Origin of the sequence: Rhodobacter flavimaris, assembly GCF_021378075.1 — a bacterium.
Taxonomy (GTDB): domain Bacteria; phylum Pseudomonadota; class Alphaproteobacteria; order Rhodobacterales; family Rhodobacteraceae; genus Rhodobacter; species Rhodobacter flavimaris.
In genome coordinates this window covers 30,599-47,419 of sequence record NZ_JAJUOS010000010.1, presented here as the reverse complement: position 1 = coordinate 47,419, position 16,821 = coordinate 30,599, and the positions used below count along the sequence as shown (strand labels likewise).

The following is a 16,821-nucleotide window of genomic DNA, read 5'->3' as shown; positions in this document are numbered from 1 at the left end:
CTTGACCTGATCGGGGCTTCGGCGGACTCTGCGCCGACTGAAAAGGGGTCAAGATGTTCACGCCTGCCATCACCGCAACCGGGGTCTATGTCCCGCCGCACACGATCACCAATGACGAACTGGTCGTTGCCTTCAACGCCTATGCCGACCGGGTGAATGCCGAGAATGCCGAGGCCATCGCCGCCGGCACATTGGAGGCGATCCCGCACTCCTCGAGCGAGTTCATCCTCAAGGCCTCGGGCATCGAAAGCCGCTATGTGATGGACAAGGAAGGCGTGCTCGACCCCGCGCGCATGTATCCGCGCCTGCACCAACGCAGCGACGATGAGCCGGGCATCATGGCCGAGATGGGCGTCGCCGCCTGCCGCACCGCACTCGAAAAGGCCGGACGCCGCGGGGACGAGGTCGACCTGGTGATCTGCGCAGCTTCGAACATGGAGCGCGCCTACCCGGCCATCGCGGTCGAGATCCAGAAGCTGATCGGCGCCAAGGGCTTTGCCTTCGACATGAACGTGGCGTGTTCTTCGGCCACCTTCGGCATTCAGGCGGCGGCTGACATGATCCGCGCGGGCTCGGTGCGCCGGGCGCTGGTGGTGAACCCCGAGATCACCTCGGGCCATCTGGAATGGCGCGACCGCGATTGCCACTTCATCTTCGGCGATGTCGCCACCGCCACCCTGATCGAGCGGCGCGAGGATGCCGCGCATGGGTTCGAGATCCGTTCAACCCGCTGCGCGACCGAGTTTTCCAACAATATTCGCAACAACAACGGCTTCTTGCGGCGCAACCGGCCCGATGGCATGGCCGACCGGCGCGACATGCAGTTCATGCAAGAGGGCCGCAAGGTCTTCAAGGAAGTGCTGCCGATGGTGTCGGCGCATATCCTGCACCACCTCGGCGATGACGGGGTCGAGGCGGGCGCCCTGAAACGCCTCTGGCTGCATCAGGCCAACAAGACGATGAACGACTTTATTGGCCGCAAGGTTCTGGGCCGCGACCCCGAGGGGAACGAGCAGCCCAACATCTTGCAGGAATTCGCCAATACTTCCTCGGCCGGGTCGATCATCGCCTTTGACCGCTTCTCGGACGATTTGGCGCCGGGCGATCTGGGGCTGATCTGTTCCTTCGGAGCGGGTTACTCGGTCGGTTCGGTGATCGTCGAGCGGTTCTGAGCGGGCATATCGCCCACCGCCTCGCGCCAGTGGCGGCGGCAGAGCGACACATAGGTCTCGTTGCCGCCGATCTGCACCTGGTCGCCATCGCGCGCGGCCTGCCCCGAGGCATCCTTGCGCACCACCATCGTGGCTTTCTTACCGCAATGGCAGATGGTGCGCACCTCGCGCATCTCGTCGGCGAGCGCCAACAAGGCGGCCGAGCCGGGGAACAGCTCGCCCCGGAAATCGACGCGCAGCCCGTAGCACATCACCGGCACGCGCAGGTCATCGACCGCGCGGGCCAGCTGCCAGACCTGATCCTTGGTCAGGAACTGCGCCTCATCGACGAAAATGCACGCGCAGGGCCCTGCCGTCAGCCGGTCGCGGATCAGCGCGAACATATCGGTTTCGGCGGTGAAGGTCTCGGCCTCGGCGCCGATGCCGATGCGGCTGGCGATACGGGCCTCGCCCGCGCGCTTGTCGAGCTGCGCGGTGACCAGCAGGGTCTGCATCCCGCGCTCGATATAGTTGTAGGAGGCCTGCAAGAGGATCGTGCTCTTGCCCGCGTTCATCGTCGAATAATGGAAATACAATTTAGCCATGGGCCGGAAATAGCGCAGGCCAGGCGGAGCAGGCAAACAAAAAGGGAGCCCGCACGTCTGCCGTAAATGACGGCCCTGTCCCTCCCGAAAGGCAGGAATGCGGGTCCCAACCAAACCGGCCCGGGATGCCGGTCACTCACACATGTCCGGCTGCCCCGGACGGTTTAGATGTGACATTTGCGGGCTTGCGCGATAATGGGAAAGCAGGTCCGGTTTTCCCCATGCGGGCAGGCCGATGGGTTCGAGGGCGATTGAATGGTTGATACGGTCGGCAGCTATCTGAAGAAGCACAGCGAGGCACTGGTCAAGGAAGTGGGCATCGAGGCCGCGGCAGAGACCTGCGGCAAGTCCAAGGCGACGCTGGGGCGCTATTATTCGGCCGACGTCGAACATGCCGACCGTTTCATGCCGATCGATGTCGTGGCCCGGCTTGAGGCCGTGTCGCCCGTGCCCCATGTCACCATGGCGCTGGCGGAACTGGGCGGGATGACGATTTCCTTCGACGAAGAGCGCCGCAATGAAGGAAGTGGCGGGATCAACTCGGACGTGGTGGCGCTGAGCCAGCGATTCGCCATGCTGATGGCCGAGTATCACCAGTCGATTCAGGATGGGAAGATCACCATCAACGAGGCCAAGCGCCTCCTGTCCGAGACGCAGGCGCTGCAGCGTGTCCTCCTCGAAATGAAGATGCATCTCGAGGAGGAGACGGTTCGTTAATCGTGCCGTTGCGCCTTGCGGGGCTTGGCCGAGCGGCGCGGGGCTTGCTGGCCGCCGCCCGCAGGCTTGGCCTTTGAGGGGCGCTGTTGCTGCTGGCCACGCGGGCCGGGCTTGCCGCCGGGGCGCTGGCCCTGACGCTGACGCGCGCCGGGTTTGACGCCGCCGGTGTCTTCATGCGGCATACCACCGATCACCGGGATGGAATCGCCCATCGCCTTTTCGATCGCGCGCAGGTCGCCCATCTCAAGCGGCGCGCAGAACGCAACCGCGCGCCCGTCACGGCCCGCCCGCGCAGTACGGCCGATGCGGTGGACGTAGTTCTCGGGCACGTTCGGCAGGTCGTAGTTATAGACATGCGCCACCTGCGGAATATCGAGGCCGCGCGCCGCGACATCGGTCGCCACCAGCACGTCCACCTCTCCCGCGCGGAACGCGGCCAGCGCGCGCTCGCGCTGGTTCTGGCTCTTGTTGCCGTGGATCGCCAGAACCGGGAAGCCCCAGTTTTCGAGCAGTCGCGCCAGCTTGTCCGAGCCATGCTTGGTGCGGTTGAACACCACGGCCAGCTCACCACGGTGCTTGGCCAGGTATTCGGCCAGCAGGGTGGCCTTCTCGCCTTGGGTGGTGAAGTGGATGCCCTGCTCGATCTTCTCGGCGGCCTTGCCGGGGGCGGCGACCTGCACGCGCACCGGGTCGGTCAGGTAGCTTGCGGCCAGCTCTTCCATCAGCTTGGGCATGGTGGCCGAGAACAGCAGCGTCTGGCGGTCCGCCGGGATCAGGCGCGCGATCTTGCGCAGCGCATGGATGAAGCCGATGTCGAGCATCTGGTCGGCCTCGTCGAGCACCAGATATTTGGTTTCCGACAGCACCAGTGCGCGGCGCTCAAGCAGGTCAAGCAGGCGGCCGGGCGTCGCGATCAGCACGTCAACGCCTTTCGAGAGCTTCTCGGTCTGGACGTTGATCGAGGCGCCGCCGACCACGCGCTGGATGCGCACGGGCGCGCCATCGGCATAGGCGGCGAGGTTGTCGTGGATCTGGGTCGCCAGCTCGCGCGTGGGGGCCAGAACAAGGGCGCGCACGGTTTTCGGCGCCGGGCGTTTGCCATAGGAGATGATGCGGGTCAGCATGGGCAGGCCGAAGGCAGCCGTCTTGCCCGTGCCGGTCTGGGCAAGGCCCAGAATGTCACGGCCCTTGACCACGTGCGGGATGGCCTGCGACTGGATCGGGGTGGGCTTGATCAGCCCGAGGCCCTGAAGGTTGCGCAGCAGGATCGGCGCGAGGCCGAGGTTTTCGAAGTTTTCCAAAGTCATGTCTTTCGTCGGCGCCATAGGCGCAAAAGGGGGTTCGCCCCGGTCAGGGGCGCAGGCGGGCGGGTGCGCAGATCGCTGCGCTGGCCCCCCGCGTGAATGTGGGACCGATTTCCCCGTCCTCGCGCCTCCTCCCCGAGGCCATGGGCCTATTCCGGGCGCGGCTGCTCACGCGGCAGCGGACGTTGGGTGAGGGGCACATGGGCCCCCGACGCCTGAAAGTCAAGAAAAACCCGCGTTAGCTGCGGTCGGCAGTGTCCATCCAGATGGTTACGGGGCCGTCGTTGAGCAGGCTTACGGCCATGTCGGCGCCGAACTCGCCGTTCTCGACGGGCAGGCCAAGCCCACGCAGCGCGCCCGAGAAATACTGGTAAAGCCGGTTGCCCTCATCGGGTGCAGCGGCCGAGGAAAACCCGGGCCGGTTCCCGCGCGAGGTATCGGCCGAGAGTGTAAACTGGCTGACTACAAGGCAAGCCCCGCCAATGTCGGTGACCGAGCGGTTCATCTTGCCCGCCTCATCCTTGAAGATACGCAGCTTGGCGATACGCCCGGCCAGCTTGTCGGCCTCGGCCTCGCCATCGCCCTGCATCGCGCAGATCAGGATCAATAGGCCCTGACCGATCTCGCCGATGGTTTCGCCGTCCACCACGACATTGGCGTGCCGGACCCGCTGGATAAGTGCTCTCATGCCCGTTCTCCTTGTTTCGGTCCGCGCTTAGCCCCCCGTCCGATCAAGGTAAACCGCGACACCGACCACAATCGCGACCAGAGCGACCGCGAAGGCGATTTTCCACGCCGACCAGGGCCGGTCGCCCTGTACCTTGCCGGTCTGCGCATTGACGACGAAGCGGTAGCTGCGGCCGCGATACTTGTAGGCCGCGGTCCAGACCGGCAGCAGGATATGCTTGAAGGTCTCGGCGCTGAACGCGGGGTCAAGGCGTGTGATGCGCTGCTCGTCGCCGCCGATGTCGCGCCGCACGTCGGACTGGATAACATGCATCATCTCGGCGCGGGCGAGGTGGTGGCCTTCGTGCAACTCGACCGTGTAGCCCTCGGCCGAGAACCCGGCGAGGTAATCGGGGCGATACCCGGTCAGCCCGCTCAGATCCCAGGGCCGCAGCGCATCGATATAGCTCGGCGGCAGCGAGCGCGCGGCGTAGATCAGCACATCGTCGAAGACCCGCGCGACGCGGCCCGCCGCGTGGCTCCAGCGGACATGGCGGACCTGTTCCTGCCGCGTCTCCCACCGGCCATTGGTCTGCACACGCACCTGGCGGGTTTCGTAATAATAATCGCCGCGCTGCCCGGTGTATTCGGTGCGGCTGGCGGCGTCGAACGTCCAGAAGGGCGCGTAGATCCCGCTGAGTTTGCGGCCCCGGCGCGCGTATTGCGCAAGCCCCGAGGGCGCGAACCAGAGCCGCCCGAGCCAGCGCCCCAGTGACGCCCGCGCTTCCTCCTCGGTCAGCGAGAACGGCACCAGACCTTGCGGCTTGATCAGCCGTTTCGTGCCGGTGTCGACCACCACGGGGGTTGCACAAAACGGACATTCGGCTGCATGTTCCGCGCCCTCGAACTCGACCAGAGCACCACAATTCGGACAAGACAGCGTCCGGTGCTCCTCCATCTCCAGTTCCGGCAGATCGGCCCGCAGAACCGCCTCAAGCGGCAACTCGCGCAGCCCCGAAGCCCCGCGTCCGGTGGCGCGAGGGATGTCTTGGATATGTCCGCAATAGTCGCAGACCAGTCGCTCTTGCCCCGGGGCAAAGCGCAAGTCGGCGCCACAGGATTCGCAAGGGTAGTGATGCTCGGCCAGAGGCCGTGCTGAGGGTTCCGGCATGGCTCAGCCTGCGGGCGGCGGCGGGGGCGGGGCGATGGTGAAGAGCTGCGCGAGTTCGATTATATCCTCGGCGCGCATCCAGCCGTCCTGCCCGGGCGACCAGACAAGCGAGTCACGCGTAAAGCCGCCCTCGCTGACCATGCGGCCCAGATGACCCCGCCCATAGGGACCGGTCGTCTGCCCGTTCACCGCCACATGCCAGACCTTCTCGACCGGAGGCGGGGGTGGCGGAGGCGGCGCAGCGCCAGCCGTGCCGCCTCCGCCCTGGGGCGCCTGCGCAGCAGGCGCAACACCCCAGGGGCCCCAACCCATCTGCTGGCCCATCGCCATGCCCATGCCCGCGCCCATCCCGGCACCCATGGCCGTGCCCATGCCGGCCGATGCGCCCGACCCGGGCTGACCCATCGCCTCGGCCGCGTTGAACTGCATGTAACGGTTCAGATCGCCCACGATCCCCATCGAGGTGCGCTTGTCCAGCACCGCCTCCACCGCCTCGGGCAGGCTGATATTCTCGATGTAGAACTCAGGCGTCGAGAGGCCGTAATTCCCCACGACCGGCTCGATCGCCTTGGCCACCAGCTTGCCCAGATCGCCCGTGTTTGCGGCCATATCCAGCACCGGAATCCCCGAACCCGCGACGACGCGGCTGAATTCCTGCACGATCACGTTGCGGATCTGAAAGCTGATCTCGTCGGCGGTGAACTCGCCATCCGTGCCGACGATCTCGGACATGAACTTGCCCGGGTCCGAGATGCGCATCGAATAGGTGCCGAAGGCGCGCAGCCGCACCGGCCCGAACTCGGGGTCGCGGGCGATAATCGGATTCTTGGTGCCCCATTTGAGGTCGTTGAACCGCGTCGTGTTCAGGAAATAGATCTCGGATTTGAAGGGCGAGCGGAACCCGTGGTCCCAGTGCTGCAAGGTCGTCAGGATCGGCAGGTTGTTGGTCTCAAGCATGTAGAGCCCCGGCCCGAATACATCGGCCAGTTGCCCCTCATGCACGAAGACTGCGGCTTGCCCCTCGCGCACGGTCAGCTTGGCGCCGTACTTGATCGCATGCCCCTCGCGCTCAAAGCGCCAGACCATCGTGTCGCGGCTGTCGTCGGTCCAGTGAATGACGTCAATAAATTCGCCGGTCAGAAAATCGAGAATGCCCATGCGGCCCTCCTAGCTGTCGGCGCCCAGAAGTTCGGACGCGATCTCCTCCACGATCGGGCGCGCCTCGGCCTCGGACATGCCGGGGCGCAGGCGCGGATCGTACAATATCTGCAACAAAAGCTCGTCATGCCGCGTCAGCAGCGCGAATTCCTCGTCATCGTTGAAGATCGAGGGGCGCGCGCGCGGGTAGTCATTGGCCAGACCCATGCCCTGCGCCAGTTCCTCATGCAAGCAGGACATGCGCAGCCGGTCGGGGTGCTCGGCCCGGATCACCGCCACCGCCCGGCTGTAGCTGGCCGAGCTGCCGTCGGAGAAGGCGAAGACCACGCAGAAGGTTGTTGGTGGCAGGTCGGTGATCGCATTGACCGAGGCTGAGTCGATCCCCGGCACAAGCGCGCGCAGGCGTCCTGCGCCGTTGCGGCGCTCATCCTCGTTCAGCACGAGGACCGAGAAATTCCCGCCTTCGGGCACCATGCGAACCGGGTGGCGCGTGGCGCGGCCTATCTGTCCGGCGAAGGCGGTGATCGCGGCGCTGTCCTTGCGTTGCTGCGCGGCGGGGACCGTGGCACCGAACTCGACGCTCAGCGTTACGGGCTGCTCCCATCGGCGCAGGCGCGACTTGGTGGTGCTGGCCACGAAAGTGCCGCCCCGATTGGCATATTCGTCGTAAAGCGCGATGTGGACGAAGTTATCCACCAGCTGGCGCCTGCCGAAGGGGGCGTCGCGCGGCGCCACGTCCTGCCGCAGCAGTCCCTGGTCGATCAGCATCGTCTCTACCTGCGCGAAATAGGCCTGCATCGCGAGGCTCTCGCCCGAGCGGTTCTCTTCGCCAAGGTCCTCGGGCGCGCTCATCGGGCGCGGGGCGGTGCGCGGGGCGGCGCTTTGCGTGGGCACGCAGCCCGCAAGGGCCGCGCCAATGGCGACCGCCCCCGCCACGCGGCGCAGGGCAAGGCGCGCGCCGCTGGGGTTGATTTCCCGGCTCAGGAAAAGCGGCATGATCAGGCGGCACTCCCCGGAGCGCGCGCCGAAGCGAGGGTATCGCGCAGCTTGGCCTCCAGCGTGATCAGCTCGGCCTCGGCGGCGGCGCGGGCGCGCTTGCCCTCATCGGCGATGCGCAGCGAATCCTCGATTGTGCCGATCAGCTCGGCATTGGCAGCCTTGACCGCGTTGATGTCGAAAATGCCCCGCTCCATCTCGGTGCGCACGGCGGCGTTGGCCTCGCGCAGGTTCTTGGCATTGGCCTGCAGCAGCTCGTTGGTCAGGTCGGTGGCCTCGCGCACAGCCCGCGCGGCCTCGGCCGAGCGCTGGATCGTCACCGCCTGCGCCAGCTGCGTTTCCCACAGCGGCACGGTGTTCACCAACGTCGAGTTGATCTTGGTGACCAGGCTCTTGTCGTTTTCCTGCACCAGCCGGATCGAGGGCAGGCTTTGCATCGTCACCTGCCGCGTCAGCCGCAGGTCATGCACACGCCGCTCCAGATCATCACGCGCGGCGCGCAGATCACGCAGCTCTTGCGCGCGCAGCACCTTGGCGGTCTCGTCGGCGGCATCAATTGCGGCCTCTTTGGCGGGAATGTCGGCGGCATCGACCGCGCGCAGCTTCTCTTCACCCGCGGCGATATACAGCGCCAGCTCGTCATAGAAGCTCAGCGTCTTGTCATAAAGCATGTCGAGCGACTTGATATCCTTGAGCAGCTTGTGCTCGTGGCTCAGCAGATCGTCGGTGATGCGGTCGATCTGGCCCTGTACCGCCTCAAAGCGCGACAGGAACTTGGCGAAGGGCGCGGTGCGGCCCATCAGCTTTTCCCACCACGACCGCTCGCGGCGCACGTCGAGTTCCGACACCGAAAAGCCGCGGATCGTCGTGACGATCTGCCGCAGGCTGTCACCGGCCGGGCCGACATCCTTGTTCTTCACATCGGCCAGCATCGACTGGCTGATCGTCTGCAACTCGCCCTGCGCCTGCGAGCCGAAATAGATGATCGAGGCGGTATCGCCCAAGTCGATCTGCGCCATGCGCGTGCGAATATCCTCGGCGACGGGGGGCGCGGCCTCGGCCAGCGGGGTTACCTCGGCGCCCGGTTCGGGCAACACGATTGCATTGAGATTTTCGATTTCGCTCAGGGCCTCTGCGGCCTTTTGGCGGACAGTCTCGGTCATCATTACCCCCGAAGGAGGGCGACGACCTCAGACTTTCCGCGCCAAGGCATCGCCCAAAACACCCATCTCGAGGTCGAGCGCACGGCTGCCCATGCCCTTCAACTGCGAGAGGCAGCGTTTCGCCTCGCTGGTCATCTTGCCAAGCGTGCTGCGATAGCTGCCAACGGCATCATCCCCTGCCGAGGCAGCAAGGACAACCGAAAGTTTTTCCGCGGCTTGCTCCAGCGCCTCAAGCTCGGGGCCAAGATGGGCGCTGACCTGAGAGTGATGCTCGGGCTGGGTGGCCAGCACGGTCAGGAGGCGGTTCAGCGTGGCCTCGTATAGCGCGAAGTCGGGCAGCAATTCGGGCACGGTGCGGCGCAGGAGGTTATGGATGCGGCGGCAGCGCTCCTTGGCGCGCACGCTCAGGCGATGCACCTCAAAGCTATGGTCGGTCTGGTGCGCGGCCCCCTCGCGGTCACGTTGCGGATCGCGGCCAAAGGCCATCGACAGCAACCCCCAGAGTACGACAGCAGGCAGCACCGCCCAGTTCGGCCCCAGCTCGTAGCTGCCGCCCGCAAACAGCGAGAGCGTCGCCATGAACATGCCGATGCGCTTGCGGGGCAGGGTGGGGCGATGCGCGGTGCGGTTGGCGCGCCATTCGCGCTCGGCCAGCAGGCCCTGCTTGAGCACCCAGATCGCCAGCAGCCATAGGGTGGTCACGAATACCAGTTGCACCATGCCCGTCAGGCCGGCGCTCAACGCGCCCGGAATGCCGATCATCGGCAGGCTGCGCAGCACCATCAGCCGCCGCGAAAGCGAGGGGGTTAGCGCGCCCGCATCGGCCTTGCCGTCGGGCAGAAGGCTGCCGGGGGTGTGGCGCAGGCCCGTCGTGTCAAAGCGCGCCACGATCCGCCGCAGCACGCTGCGGGCATCGGTGACGAACTTGGGCACGACGACTGTCTTCATAGACCTACCCCAACGAAAACCAGACTGGCGACAACCAGCGCCAGACCGAACGATACTGCGGGCACCAGCCCCTCGGGCCCCCAATCGACCTTGTCCTCAAGCGCCGCCACCAGCTTGTGCCAGGCCTTGCCGAGCGCGTTGCGGCTGATGACCAGAACCGCCACCACGCACAGCACCATCGCCATCACCGCCAGGATCGCACTGGCCGACTTGGTGCTGGACAACACGCCTGATCGCTCCAGCCGGAAGGCCAGCACCGTCAGGGCGAGACATAGTGTCAGCGCGCAAGAGAGAAGAATGGTGCTGAACTTGAGCATTCGAGAAGTGACCGGTCCGAGTTTCGAACACTCTGACCGGCCGAGGAGGCGAAACTGTGGCAATGGGGTGAAATTGCGGCGGCGTCAGCCCCGCGGAGGGGTCAGATTGTCGCGGGCGAGGCGTTCGCGCAGAACCTCGATCTCGACCTCCAGGCCCTCGCGGCCATTCTCGATCAGGCGGCGGGTGCGCGCGGTGAAATTCTCTTCAAGATCAGTCAGTAACGCCTCGTAGTCGCGACGTGCGTCGGGGTCGCGCGTGGCGCCCCAGAGGTCGACGAAACGGATCGTCGCATCGCGCGCACCCTCAAGGTAAACCCCCATGTAGCGGCGCGCGGCGGCCAGATCGCCGGGGTCTTCCTCGACCGCGCGGAACAGCTGGCGCGCGGTGGCTGCGAAGGCCTCGACGCGGGCGGAAAGGCGGCTGTCCTGCGCCCGTGCGATGGCCTCGCGCATGGCGTTCAGGTGCTTCTCGCCCTCGGCCACGACGCGGGCCACGCGGTCTTGCTGGAACCGGTCGATCCCCTCAATGCCCTTGTCGCGCATCGGATCAGGGCCGAAGGCGACAAGGCTCAGCGCTGCGCCGATCAGCCCGATCACGCCCGCGCCGGGCAGGCTTGCATCGGTTGCGCCAAGCGCAAGCCCTGCGCCCAACAACAGCGCGCCAAGGATCTTGCGCGGCAGGGCGGGGCGGCGGGCGACGCGGCGGGCGTCATAGGCGGCTTCGGCCTTCAGTCCCTCTCGCAAGAGCCACGCCGACAGCGCGATCACGCCAAAGGCGCCGATGCTGCGCACAAGGTTGGTGGGGCCCGTGCCAATCGCGCCCAGCACGAAGGGCAGGGCGGCCACGGCGATCCAGAACGGCCAGCCCTCTTGCCGGTGTTGGACGCGGGGCATCCGTTCGGGCGGCAAGGTGCCGTGGGTCTGTTCGGAGGTTTCCTGCGGATCGGGGCTGTATTTGCCGCCGTAACGCTGCGCCATCCTAGACCCCTCCGGTCAGCGCCACCGAGAAGGTCAGCGCGAGAACCAGAAAATAGGCGATGTATCGCAAGGCGTTAAGTGACATCGAACCCGATCCCAAGGGGCCGCCAAGGTGCGGCGCCCTCAAAGAATAGGCATTCCCGGGCAGGCTCGCCAGAGGCAAGGGGAATGATGGCGGGGATTTCTCCCCGCCGATCAGGTCTTAGTCGCGCTTCGGGCCCCGCGGGCCCTTGGATTGCGGACGGCCAGCACCGGCGCCATGCGATTTGAAGCCCGCTGCGCGCGGCTTGCCCGCGCCGCCATGGCTCTTGAAGCCCTGCGATTTGAAGCCGCCGGGCTTGCCGTCGTCGCGGTCACGCTTGGCGGCAAAGGGGCGGTCGCCACGGGGTTTGTCGCCCCAAGGCTTATCCGACTGCGGACGGTCGCCACGCGGCTTGTCACCCCAAGGCTTATCCGAACGCGGGCGATCCCCACGGGGCTTGTCGCCCCAAGGCTTATCCGACTGCGGGCGGTCTCCACGGGGCTTGTCACCCCAGGGCTTGTCCGAGCGCGGACGATCACCACGGGGCTTGTCCCCCCAGGGTTTGTCCGACTGCGGACGGTCGCCACGGGGTTTGTCGCCCCAGGGCTTGTCCGAGCGCGGGCGGTCGCCACGGGGTTTGTCCCCCCAGGGCTTGTCCGACTGCGGACGGTCGCCACGGGGCTTGTCCCCCCAAGGCTTGTCCGAGCGCGGACGGTCGCCACGGGGCTTGTCACCCCAGGGCTTGTCCGAACGCGGACGATCCCCACGGGGTTTGTCGCCCCAGGGTTTGTCCGACTGCGGGCGATCCCCACGAGGCTTGTCGCCCCAAGGTTTGTCCGAACGCGGGCGGTCGCCGTAGCTGCGCTCGGCGCCATCAGAACCGGCGTCGTCGCGGTGCGAGCGGAAACCCTCGGCGCGCGGCTTGCCGCCGGTCTTGGACCAGCGCGGTTTACGCTCGGCGCCGTCGCCCATCGGGCGCTCGCTGCGTTCGGGCCGGTCACCCGAAGCGGAGAAATCGCGCTGGCGGCCAAAGCTCTTGCGGGGGGCGTCGTCCTCGCCGCGCGCGGGGCGCGAACGCGGGGCGGCGCGGCCTTCCTTGGCGTCGTTGGCGCGGGCAAAGCGGGCCTCGCGGGCGGCGCGGCCAGCCTCTTCACGCTCGGTCATCGACTTGCGGCCATCCTCGACCCCCAACAGAAGCCGGTCGCCCATCTGGTCGCGCAACACCTTGCGCTTGATCTCGACGACATCGCCAGGCTGCATCTCATTCAGGCGGAAGGGGCCGTAGCTGACGCGGATCAGGCGGTTTACGGTCAGGCCGATCTCGGTCATGGCGCGGCGGATCTCGCGGTTCTTGCCCTCGCGCAGGCCCACGGTCAGCCAGGCGTTGGCGCCCTGCTGGCGGTCCAGCGTGATCTCCATCGGCATGAAGTCCTCGCCGTCGATGGTGATACCTTCGCGCAGCGGGCGGAAGGTGTCATCGGTCGGGCGGCCGTTCACACGCACGCGGTATTTGCGCAGCCAGCCGGTCTCGGGCAGCTCAAGCCGACGCTTGAGCCCGCCGTCATTGGTCAAAAGCAGCAGGCCCTCGGAGTTGAGGTCCAGACGGCCGATGTTCAGCACGCGCGGCATGCCCTCGGGCATCTCGTCGAAAATGGTGCGGCGGCCCTGATCGTCCTTCTCGGTCGTCACGAGGCCAAGCGGCTTGTAGTAAAGCCACACGCGGGTTTCTTGCGGCGCGTCGATCGGCTTGCCGTCGATGGCCACCTTGTCTTTCGGGGAAACGTCCAGCGCGGGGGAGGTCACGGGCTTGCCGTTCACGGTCACGCGGCCCGCTAGGATCATCTTCTCGGCGTCACGGCGCGAGGCCACGCCGGAGCGGGCAATCACCTTGGCAATGCGTTCGGGGGTATTCGCCGGAGTGGCGGGCGTGTCGGTCATCGATGTCGTCCTTCTAAGGGAATGGGCGCGCGGAGGTCTCGGGCGCAAGCCGCCCCTCTAACCGATCCCTTGGCGCTTGGGAAGCGCCTTGCGCGGCGGCGCGATCATATGCATGTGTTCGGCATGGATTTCGTATCGCATATGCATCTGGCGCTGGAGGAGGCGCGGGCCGCTGCCGCTCGCGGCGAGGTGCCTGTGGGCGCCGTGGTGATCTCGCCCTCGGGTGAGGTCGTCGGGCGCGCCGGTAACCGCACGCGCGAGCTGTCGGACCCAACCGCGCATGCCGAAATTTTGGCGATGCGCATGGCCTGCACCGCGGTGGGGTCGGAGCGTTTGCCGGGCCATGACCTTTACGTCACGCTTGAGCCCTGCCCGATGTGCGCCTCGGCGATCTCGCAGGCTCGGATCGCGCGGCTTTACTATGGCGCGGCCGATCCCAAGTCGGGCGGCGTGGCGCAGGGGCCCCGCGTTTTTGCCCATCCGCAATGCCACCATGTTCCCGAGGTCTATGACGGCATCGGCGCCTCCGAGGCCGAGCGCCTGCTCAAGGATTTCTTCGCCGCGCGGCGCTGAATTCACATATTCGAATTTTCTTGGATTTGGGCCCGAATGCGCGGACGCTGAACCCCTGATGTGAAAGGGAGGTTCACATGATTCGTAAGGGAGGACTGGCCGCGCTTGCGCTGGCCACTATGCTGGGTGCTGGCCCGGTCTTGGCCGATGCCACGGCCAAGGTTGCTATTCAGGTCGATGAAAATGATCCGCAGGTGATGAACCTGGCGCTTAACAATGCCAGCAACATCGCGGCGCATTACGCCGAGCTGGGCCAGGAGGTGGCCATTGAAATCGTGACCTACGGGCCGGGGCTGCACATGCTGCGCGCCGACACCTCGCCGGTGAAGGACCGGATCGAGCAGATGGCCATGGCGGGGGCGCCGATCACTTTCGCCGCCTGCAACAATACCCTCAAGGGGATGACCGCCAAGGAGGGCGCCGCGCCCGCGCTTATCGAGGAGGCCACCGTGGTGCCCTCGGGTGCGGTGCGGCTGATGGAGCTGCAGGGCGAGGGCTTCGCCTATATCCGTCCGTGAAACGGGGAGGGGCCGTTTGGCCCCTCCGCCTAGAGCGTGATCGACTGCATCACCTGCGGCTCGATCACCTGCACGCCCGGCAGGCCCGCTTTCAGCGCATCCGCGGATTGTTCCAGCAGCGGGAAGGTGCGGTAGTGGCAGGGAATGACTGTCTTGAAATCGAAGTATTTCTTCGCGGCAAAGGCTGCGGCCTTCATGTCCATGGTGAAATGCCCGCCCGCGCAGAGAATACCGATGTCGGGCGCGTGGTAATCGCCCATCCATCCCATGTCGGCCATGATCGTCGTGTCGCCGCTGACATAGATCGTGTGGCCCTCGCCCGCGATCATGTAGCCCGCCTCGCCCCCCGCATAGACCGGCCCGTTCGCCCCGCCGACGGACGATGAATGCGCCGCCGGCACCATGGTGACCTTGGCGCCGCCCAGATCGACGGTGCCGCCCTTGTTGAAACCCACGCCGGCGATGCCCTGCGTCTCCTGCCACCAGGACACCAGATCATAGATCCCAACAACGGGAATATTCAGCTCTTTCGCGATGGCCAGCGTGTCGCCCGAATGGTCGCCATGGCCATGCGTCAGCAGCACATGGGTCGCGCCCGCGATGGCCTCGGCGCGCTTTTCGGCCGGGAAGACCGGGTTCCCGGTCAGCCACGGGTCGATCAGGATGACCGCGTTTTCGATTTCAAGCCGGAAGCCGGAATGGCCGAGCCAGGTGAGTTTCATCGCATCCTCCGCTGTTTCGTCCCAGATTAGCGTCGTAGCCGCGCCCGGCAAGCGCGCTTGAAAGCCGGGGCCATGGGCGCTAAACCCGGCCCAAGACAAGCGGAGACCCCTATGTCCATTGACATCGACACCGCCCGCAAGGTGGCGCATCTGGCGCGCATTGCCGTGGCCGAAGAGGATCTGCCCAAACTCGCCGGGCAGCTGAGTGGCATTCTGACCTTCATGGAGCAACTTAACGAAGTTGACGTGGAGGGGATCGAACCGATGACCTCGGTGACGCCGATGCGTCTCAAGCGCCGCGAGGACGTGGTGACCGACGGCGGCTATCAGGACAAGATCCTCAAGAACGCCCCCGACGCCCGCGAGGGCTTCTTTGCCGTGCCGAAGGTGGTCGAATGAGCCTGAACAAACTGACGATCGCCGATGCCCGCGACGCGCTGCGCAAGGGCGATGTGACCTCGGTCGAGATCACCGAAAGCTGCCTTGCGGCCATCGACGGTGCGGGTGCGTTGAACGCTTATTGCGCCAAGACCCCCGAGATCGCGCTGGATCAGGCCAAGGCCGCCGATGTGCGTCTCAAGGCCGGTGACGCGCCCGCGATGTGCGGCATCCCTTTGGGGATCAAGGATCTGTTCTGCACCAAGGGCGTGGCCTCGCAAGCGGCCTCGAACATCCTCAAGGGGTTCAAGCCCGAGTATGAATCGACCGTCACGCAAAACCTGTGGGACGCGGGTGCAGTCATGCTGGGCAAGCTCAGCATGGACGAGTTCGCCATGGGTTCGTCGAACGAGACGGCCTGCTACGGCCCGGTCGTGAACCCCTGGAAGGTCGATGATCGCAAGCTGACGCCCGGTGGTTCCTCGGGTGGCTCGGCGGCGGCGGTCGCGGCGGACCTTTGCCTTGCGGCGACGGGCACGGATACCGGCGGCTCGATCCGCCAGCCTGCGGCCTTCACCGGCATCGTCGGCATCAAGCCGACCTACGGGCGCGTGTCGCGTTGGGGTGTGGTGGCCTTTGCGTCCTCGCTCGATCAGGCCGGTCCGATGACCAAATCGGTGCGCGACGCGGCGATCATGCTCGAGGCGATGGCCTCGGTCGATGCCAAGGATTCGACCTCGGCCGATATTCCGGTGCCGAATTTCGAAGCGGCGCTGACCGGCGACATTCGCGGCAAGAAGATCGGCATTCCGCGCGAATACCGCATGGACGGCATGCCCGCCGAGATCGCCAAGATCTGGGAAGACGGCAGCGCCATGCTGCGCGAAGCGGGCGCCGAGATCGTCGATATCTCGCTGCCGCATACGAAATACGCGCTGCCCGCCTATTACGTGATCGCGCCGGCGGAAGCCTCGTCGAACCTCGCGCGCTATGACGGGGTGCGCTACGGCCACCGCGCCAAGCTGGCAGCGGGGGACGGCATCGTCGAGATGTATGAAAAGACCCGCGCCGAGGGCTTCGGCCCCGAGGTGCAGCGCCGCATCATGATCGGCACCTATGTCCTCTCGGCGGGCTTCTACGACGCCTATTACAACCGCGCCCGCAAGGTGCGCGCCCTGATCAAGCGCGACTTCGACATCGCCTTCGCCGACGGGATCGACGCGATCCTGACGCCGGCGACGCCCTCGTCGGCCTTTGGCCTCGGTGAGATGAAGGATGCCGATCCGGTCGAGATGTATCTCAATGACGTGTTCACCGTGACGGTGAACCTTGCCGGTTTGCCGGGCGTCTCGGTTCCGGCGGGGCTAGATTCCAAGGGCCTGCCGCTGGGGCTGCAACTGATCGGTCGGCCCTGGGCCGAGGGCGATCTGCTCAATCATGCCTATGTGCTTGAAAAGGCGGTCGGCTTCGCGGCCAAGCCCGACAAGTGGTGGTAA

At 66.1% G+C, this 16,821-nt stretch carries 18 protein-coding genes; 6 read left to right on the top strand and 12 right to left on the bottom strand.

Going from position 1 to position 16,821, the window contains the following annotated elements; translation table 11 throughout:
- The first annotated feature begins 53 nt into the window (after positions 1-53).
- Positions 54-1,172: a beta-ketoacyl-ACP synthase III gene (locus LZA78_RS13020; protein WP_233677369.1), complete on the top strand. Its 1,119-nt coding sequence runs from the start codon at positions 54-56 to the stop codon at positions 1,170-1,172.
- On the opposite strand, the gene LZA78_RS13015 is transcribed toward LZA78_RS13020, so the two are convergent.
- Positions 1,136-1,756 carry a thymidine kinase gene (locus LZA78_RS13015; RefSeq protein WP_233677368.1) on the bottom strand — a complete coding sequence of 207 codons (621 nt, stop codon included), beginning with the start codon at positions 1,754-1,756 and terminating at the stop codon, positions 1,136-1,138. The two genes, LZA78_RS13020 and LZA78_RS13015, sit on opposite strands and share 37 nt — an antisense overlap.
- Positions 1,757-2,011: 255 nt before the next feature.
- Here LZA78_RS13015 and LZA78_RS13010 point away from each other — a divergent pair, with 255 nt between their 5' ends.
- Positions 2,012-2,473, top strand: a complete 462-nt coding sequence (locus LZA78_RS13010; protein ID WP_233677367.1) for a phage regulatory CII family protein — start codon at positions 2,012-2,014, stop codon at positions 2,471-2,473.
- Here LZA78_RS13010 and LZA78_RS13005 read toward each other — a convergent pair.
- The 10 genes from LZA78_RS13005 to LZA78_RS12960 all read right to left on the bottom strand — a co-directional run bounded on the left by LZA78_RS13005 (position 2,470) and on the right by LZA78_RS12960 (position 13,134).
- Positions 2,470-3,774, bottom strand: a complete 1,305-nt coding sequence (locus LZA78_RS13005) for a DEAD/DEAH box helicase (protein WP_498054424.1) — start codon at positions 3,772-3,774, stop codon at positions 2,470-2,472. The two genes, LZA78_RS13010 and LZA78_RS13005, sit on opposite strands and share 4 nt — an antisense overlap.
- A gap of 241 nt (positions 3,775-4,015) precedes the next feature.
- Positions 4,016-4,465: a D-aminoacyl-tRNA deacylase gene (gene dtd, locus LZA78_RS13000; RefSeq protein ID WP_233677365.1), complete on the bottom strand. Its 450-nt coding sequence runs from the start codon at positions 4,463-4,465 to the stop codon at positions 4,016-4,018.
- 27 nt (positions 4,466-4,492) lie between these two features.
- Entirely contained in the window at positions 4,493-5,614 is a 1,122-nt protein-coding gene (locus tag LZA78_RS12995) for a TFIIB-type zinc ribbon-containing protein (protein ID WP_233677364.1), read from the bottom strand.
- A gap of 3 nt (positions 5,615-5,617) precedes the next feature.
- Complete coding sequence (locus tag LZA78_RS12990; RefSeq protein ID WP_233677363.1) at positions 5,618-6,772, bottom strand: SPFH domain-containing protein; 1,155 nt, start codon at positions 6,770-6,772, stop codon at positions 5,618-5,620.
- 9 nt (positions 6,773-6,781) lie between these two features.
- Complete coding sequence (locus LZA78_RS12985; protein ID WP_233677362.1) at positions 6,782-7,768, bottom strand: DUF2927 domain-containing protein; 987 nt, start codon at positions 7,766-7,768, stop codon at positions 6,782-6,784.
- 2 nt (positions 7,769-7,770) lie between these two features.
- The gene (locus tag LZA78_RS12980; RefSeq protein WP_233677361.1) at positions 7,771-8,931 is read right to left on the bottom strand and encodes a toxic anion resistance protein; all 1,161 of its coding nucleotides are present in this window, start codon (positions 8,929-8,931) and stop codon (positions 7,771-7,773) included.
- Positions 8,932-8,958: 27 nt separating this feature from the next.
- On the bottom strand, positions 8,959-9,879 hold the full coding sequence (locus LZA78_RS12975) for a hypothetical protein (protein WP_233677360.1): 921 nt from the start codon (positions 9,877-9,879) through the stop codon (positions 8,959-8,961).
- On the bottom strand, positions 9,876-10,196 hold the full coding sequence (locus tag LZA78_RS12970) for a hypothetical protein (RefSeq protein ID WP_233677359.1): 321 nt from the start codon (positions 10,194-10,196) through the stop codon (positions 9,876-9,878). The genes LZA78_RS12975 and LZA78_RS12970 overlap by 4 nt, the downstream gene beginning before the upstream one ends.
- Positions 10,197-10,280: 84 nt before the next feature.
- Positions 10,281-11,174, bottom strand: a complete 894-nt coding sequence (locus LZA78_RS12965) for a 5-bromo-4-chloroindolyl phosphate hydrolysis family protein (RefSeq protein WP_233677358.1) — start codon at positions 11,172-11,174, stop codon at positions 10,281-10,283.
- Positions 11,175-11,376: 202 nt separating this feature from the next.
- Entirely contained in the window at positions 11,377-13,134 is a 1,758-nt protein-coding gene (locus LZA78_RS12960) for a pseudouridine synthase (RefSeq protein ID WP_233677357.1), read from the bottom strand.
- Between the two features lie 123 nt (positions 13,135-13,257).
- Between LZA78_RS12960 and LZA78_RS12955 the strand changes: the two genes are divergently transcribed.
- Both LZA78_RS12955 and LZA78_RS12950 read left to right on the top strand, forming a co-directional pair.
- Positions 13,258-13,707, top strand: a complete 450-nt coding sequence (locus tag LZA78_RS12955; RefSeq protein ID WP_233677356.1) for a nucleoside deaminase — start codon at positions 13,258-13,260, stop codon at positions 13,705-13,707.
- Between the two features lie 77 nt (positions 13,708-13,784).
- Positions 13,785-14,225, top strand: coding sequence for a DsrE family protein (locus LZA78_RS12950; RefSeq protein ID WP_233677355.1), 441 nt, complete (start codon positions 13,785-13,787; stop codon positions 14,223-14,225).
- 29 nt (positions 14,226-14,254) lie between these two features.
- On the opposite strand, the gene LZA78_RS12945 is transcribed toward LZA78_RS12950, so the two are convergent.
- Positions 14,255-14,947, bottom strand: coding sequence for a metal-dependent hydrolase (locus tag LZA78_RS12945; RefSeq protein WP_233677354.1), 693 nt, complete (start codon positions 14,945-14,947; stop codon positions 14,255-14,257).
- A gap of 111 nt (positions 14,948-15,058) precedes the next feature.
- Here LZA78_RS12945 and gatC point away from each other — a divergent pair, with 111 nt between their 5' ends.
- Together gatC and gatA are read left to right on the top strand one after the other, a co-directional pair.
- On the top strand, positions 15,059-15,346 hold the full coding sequence (gene gatC / locus LZA78_RS12940) for an Asp-tRNA(Asn)/Glu-tRNA(Gln) amidotransferase subunit GatC (protein WP_218628552.1): 288 nt from the start codon (positions 15,059-15,061) through the stop codon (positions 15,344-15,346).
- Positions 15,343-16,821 carry an Asp-tRNA(Asn)/Glu-tRNA(Gln) amidotransferase subunit GatA gene (gatA, locus tag LZA78_RS12935; protein ID WP_233677353.1) on the top strand — a complete coding sequence of 493 codons (1,479 nt, stop codon included), beginning with the start codon at positions 15,343-15,345 and terminating at the stop codon, positions 16,819-16,821. The genes gatC and gatA overlap by 4 nt, the downstream gene beginning before the upstream one ends.

What these genes read in the sequence shown, in the direction of transcription:
- LZA78_RS12995 (WP_233677364.1), bottom strand. Translation starts at nt 5,614, where the DNA reads ATGCCGGAACCCTCAGCACGGCCTCTGGCCGAGCATCACTACCCTTGC.
- LZA78_RS12970 (WP_233677359.1), bottom strand. Translation starts at nt 10,196, where the DNA reads ATGCTCAAGTTCAGCACCATTCTTCTCTCTTGCGCGCTGACACTATGT.
- LZA78_RS12980 (WP_233677361.1), bottom strand. Translation starts at nt 8,931, where the DNA reads ATGACCGAGACTGTCCGCCAAAAGGCCGCAGAGGCCCTGAGCGAAATC.
- LZA78_RS12985 (WP_233677362.1), bottom strand. Translation starts at nt 7,768, where the DNA reads ATGCCGCTTTTCCTGAGCCGGGAAATCAACCCCAGCGGCGCGCGCCTT.
- LZA78_RS12975 (WP_233677360.1), bottom strand. Translation starts at nt 9,879, where the DNA reads ATGAAGACAGTCGTCGTGCCCAAGTTCGTCACCGATGCCCGCAGCGTG.
- LZA78_RS12990 (WP_233677363.1), bottom strand. Translation starts at nt 6,772, where the DNA reads ATGGGCATTCTCGATTTTCTGACCGGCGAATTTATTGACGTCATTCAC.
- LZA78_RS12955 (WP_233677356.1), top strand. Translation starts at nt 13,258, where the DNA reads ATGGATTTCGTATCGCATATGCATCTGGCGCTGGAGGAGGCGCGGGCC.
- LZA78_RS12950 (WP_233677355.1), top strand. Translation starts at nt 13,785, where the DNA reads ATGATTCGTAAGGGAGGACTGGCCGCGCTTGCGCTGGCCACTATGCTG.
- LZA78_RS13020 (WP_233677369.1), top strand. Translation starts at nt 54, where the DNA reads ATGTTCACGCCTGCCATCACCGCAACCGGGGTCTATGTCCCGCCGCAC.
- gatC (WP_218628552.1), top strand. Translation starts at nt 15,059, where the DNA reads ATGTCCATTGACATCGACACCGCCCGCAAGGTGGCGCATCTGGCGCGC.
- LZA78_RS12960 (WP_233677357.1), bottom strand. Translation starts at nt 13,134, where the DNA reads ATGACCGACACGCCCGCCACTCCGGCGAATACCCCCGAACGCATTGCC.
- LZA78_RS13010 (WP_233677367.1), top strand. Translation starts at nt 2,012, where the DNA reads ATGGTTGATACGGTCGGCAGCTATCTGAAGAAGCACAGCGAGGCACTG.
- gatA (WP_233677353.1), top strand. Translation starts at nt 15,343, where the DNA reads ATGAGCCTGAACAAACTGACGATCGCCGATGCCCGCGACGCGCTGCGC.
- dtd (WP_233677365.1), bottom strand. Translation starts at nt 4,465, where the DNA reads ATGAGAGCACTTATCCAGCGGGTCCGGCACGCCAATGTCGTGGTGGAC.
- LZA78_RS12965 (WP_233677358.1), bottom strand. Translation starts at nt 11,174, where the DNA reads ATGGCGCAGCGTTACGGCGGCAAATACAGCCCCGATCCGCAGGAAACC.
- LZA78_RS13015 (WP_233677368.1), bottom strand. Translation starts at nt 1,756, where the DNA reads ATGGCTAAATTGTATTTCCATTATTCGACGATGAACGCGGGCAAGAGC.
- LZA78_RS12945 (WP_233677354.1), bottom strand. Translation starts at nt 14,947, where the DNA reads ATGAAACTCACCTGGCTCGGCCATTCCGGCTTCCGGCTTGAAATCGAA.